Below are 2971 nucleotides of genomic sequence, written 5' to 3'. Positions count from 1 at the left end.
CGCTGGTCACACTTCCGACGCCGCAGCCAAGCCCGCGCCCGCCGCTGCCATTACCAACGCCGAGGCCACGACCCCCACATGCGGTTGCAGTATTAACGCTGATGGTCTTGACCCGGCCCCGTACAGGCCGGTGCTGGTGCACACGAATGTGCCCGACACCTTGCAGCCGGACGCGGGGCACCGGGTCGTGCGGGGTGGAGTCCCACCGGCAGCCGTCCCCGTCCTTCGGAAAGTCCACCGTGTCGAACCAGTTCACACCACGGAAGCGAGGATAGCCCGGCTTCTCCCCGGCCTTCACCCGGCGGAAGAACGCAGCGAATGCCTTGTCGAGACGGCGCAACGTCGCCTGCTGGGACGAGAAGGACCAGCGGCCCTGACGCTCCGCATCGAACGCCCGGATCTCCTTGAGCTGCGCGGACTGCTGCCCGTACCGGACCGTGGCCTTCGACACGTGCCGCCAGGCGTCGCGACGCTCCTGCAACGCACCGTTGTAGAGGGAGCAGTGATCCCGCAGCATCTCGCCCAGCGCGGCGGCCTGTCGGACGGTGGGACGGAGAAGGAACTTATACGCGCGGTGCACGCCCGGCCTCCTCCTCCTTCTGCTTCTTCGTCCAGGGCCGTTCCCACTGCGTGTTGATGTACTTCTCAATCGTGTCCGCGCTGACCGCGCCGACCGAGGCGACGAAGAACGACGACGACCACAGCGTCGGCATCCGCGACTTCAGATGCGGGAACTCCTCCCGCAGCACACGCGAGGTGAAGCCCTTGAACTGGTGCGCCACATACGACGCGGACGCCTTCGGATCGTGCTTGACGAACAGGTGCACATGATCGGGCATCACCTCAAGGGCGATGATCTCCCACCCCTTCTCAGCGGCCTTGGCCTCGATCAGCTCACGCAGCCGGACCGCGACACGCCCACCAAGCACCCGGCGACGGTACTTCGGACACCACACCACGTGCAGCCCCAAGTCATACACGCCGCCGGAGTACCGGCGAACCTTCCGCGTCACAGTCACATGATCACTATACACGTGCCGCACATCTAGCCGAGGTCAACAGCACAGATCCATATGCACAGTTGAGGTCAGAGCAGCCCAGAGAAGCGATTCCCCCACCGGATAAATCCGGTGGTCCCCTCGCTAACTATTCGATGGATCTCGAGGATGCTGGGAGCAAGGCCGCCTTCCTCATCCGCGACCGGAAGCGAAGTACACGGACGTCTTCGACGCCGTGTTCGCCGGAGCGGGGTTGAAGGTCGTCACCACCGGGATCCAGATGCCCCGCATGAACTCGATCATGGAGCGATGGATACAGACGTGCCGACATGAGCTACTGGACCGCACCCTGGTCTGGAGCCAGCCGCGCCTGCTCCATGTCCTGCGCGAGTTCGAGTCCTTCTACAACGGGCATCGGCCCCACCGGGCCTCACGAGCGCCGCTCCTCTGCGCCCGATACCCGAACCGATCACTGACCCCGTCCGGCTCACAGAACTTCACGTCCGCCGACGAGATCGACTCGGCGGGATCTCTCACGAGTACCAATATGCCGCCTGAGCTGGGCGGATGACTAATCGGCACCCGCAACGGCGCCAGGGGACGGCGGGAGGGCGAACCTGCCCGTTTTCGCTGCGCGGCGCATGTCGGCCCGGATCATGAGAGGTGTGTATGACTGGTCCGACTGCTTCGATCCTCATGAGTTGCGCATCCGCCTCGATGTGGCTCTGGAGGAGAACGCGCAGCTGCGCGAGGAGCTCACCCGAGTGAGGACGGACAACGCACGCCTGCGTGACCTTCTGGGCAAGCAGGCCCCCACCGATCCCGCTGGCATGCCGCCCCTCCCTGAGCTCAAGCCGGCGTTGCCGACCGCTCTCTCAGCGGCGCCTCCGCGGCGCGGTGGCTGGACGGCGAGCAGCCCACCCGCAGCCGCTGGCGGACCCTGGTCACCGCGCGGCGCGAGTACCTGCGCAACGCGCGCTGAGAATGCAGCCGGCGGCCGCTTCCAGTGGAAACGGCCGCCGTTCCTGCGACGTGCGCCGGCGTCTGGATGCGATGCGATCAGGTGGGATTCAGCGGGGTGATGCCCGTTCCCACGTACAGCTCGGGCTCAAGTGACAAAACCGTGAGCGGCTCACCAGCCTTGACCGCCTGCCAGGCGATCGCCGCCGCGTGAGCCACCGGCCAGTCCACGCTCGGCCAGTCCATCGCATCGACGGCGTGCGCTGTGCTGAAGGGGACATTCTCAGCGAACCGCAGCGACGCTGCGTGCTTGCCCGCTCCTGCAACCTGACGCTCAGCAGCAAGGACGGACAGCGACGGAATGAGGACGCGACCGGTGCCACGCGAGGCCTCGATGTACAGGCCGGTGAAGAACGGGTCCGCCCGATACAGGGCGGCCAACGCGGTGTGGTCCAGGACGGCCGTCAGATTCATGCGGCGGCGCTGCCCTGATGGGCGCGGATCTTCGCCCAGGCGTCTTGGCCAGCCTGCTCGACCTGCTCGGTGTACTCGATGCCGAGCTCACGAGCGGCCTCGAGGGCGCGCTGCTCGCGCTCGGCAGCCGTGAGCTCGCGGGTAGCGAGCTCCTCCAGCAGCTCCGTGATGGTGGTGCCGCGCTCGTCGGCCAGGGCGCGCAGCCGGTCGCGCACGGCCTCGCTGGTCTTGATGCTCGTCGGCTTACTCATGCAGAGGATTCTACCGCCGGTAGAACTCACCGGTCTGCCTCTCTGCCCCTCCTTGTGGTCGGGCGTTTTTCACTTGGCGGATAAGCGCTTGAGTTGGCGGATCAGTAGCTGACTCATCGGATCTTGCGCAGTAGCGCCCCGGGCCGTAGGCCACGGCTCTCCGAGACCCTGGAGGCAGGACGCTGGTCCGATCCCCCAAAGCATCTGGGGCCCTTTCGGGGCGGCGTGATCTTGGGGAAAACTGGGTGTGCTGTCCGGTCGACGTCGGCTGGCCTTAGCGCGGGTGAG

4 protein-coding genes and 1 pseudogene are annotated in these 2971 nt (G+C 66.3%); 1 reads left to right on the top strand and 4 read right to left on the bottom strand.

Annotated elements, in window-relative coordinates; genetic code table 11:
- Both ACFV9O_RS39995 and tnpA read right to left on the bottom strand, forming a co-directional pair.
- On the bottom strand, positions 1-580 hold a 580-nt coding region (locus tag ACFV9O_RS39995; RefSeq protein ID WP_385427928.1), incomplete at its 3' end, for a helix-turn-helix domain-containing protein.
- Positions 564-1013 (bottom strand): IS200/IS605 family transposase, encoded by a 450-nt coding sequence (gene tnpA / locus ACFV9O_RS39990; RefSeq protein WP_385427930.1) that lies wholly within the window; start codon positions 1011-1013, stop codon positions 564-566. The genes ACFV9O_RS39995 and tnpA, both read right to left, overlap by 17 nt.
- Positions 1014-1144: 131 nt before the next feature.
- On the opposite strand from tnpA, the pseudogene ACFV9O_RS39985 reads away from it, so the two are divergent.
- Positions 1145-1556 (top strand): annotated as a pseudogene (locus tag ACFV9O_RS39985) (integrase core domain-containing protein); the annotation flags it as partial.
- 501 nt (positions 1557-2057) lie between these two features.
- Here the strand turns inward: ACFV9O_RS39985 and ACFV9O_RS39980 are convergent.
- On the bottom strand, positions 2058-2432 hold the full coding sequence (locus ACFV9O_RS39980; RefSeq protein WP_385427925.1) for a PIN domain-containing protein: 375 nt from the start codon (positions 2430-2432) through the stop codon (positions 2058-2060).
- Positions 2429-2683: a hypothetical protein gene (locus ACFV9O_RS39975; protein WP_385427923.1), complete on the bottom strand. Its 255-nt coding sequence runs from the start codon at positions 2681-2683 to the stop codon at positions 2429-2431. Before ACFV9O_RS39975 ends, ACFV9O_RS39980 begins: the two co-directional genes overlap by 4 nt.
- Between the last annotated feature and the right edge of the window lie 288 nt (positions 2684-2971).

Source organism: Streptomyces sp. NPDC059909 (assembly GCF_042730885.1).
Classification (GTDB): Bacteria; Actinomycetota; Actinomycetes; order Streptomycetales; family Streptomycetaceae; genus Streptomyces.
Note: the sequence above shows the minus strand (reverse complement) of the source record. Positions and strands in the feature narration are given on the sequence as shown.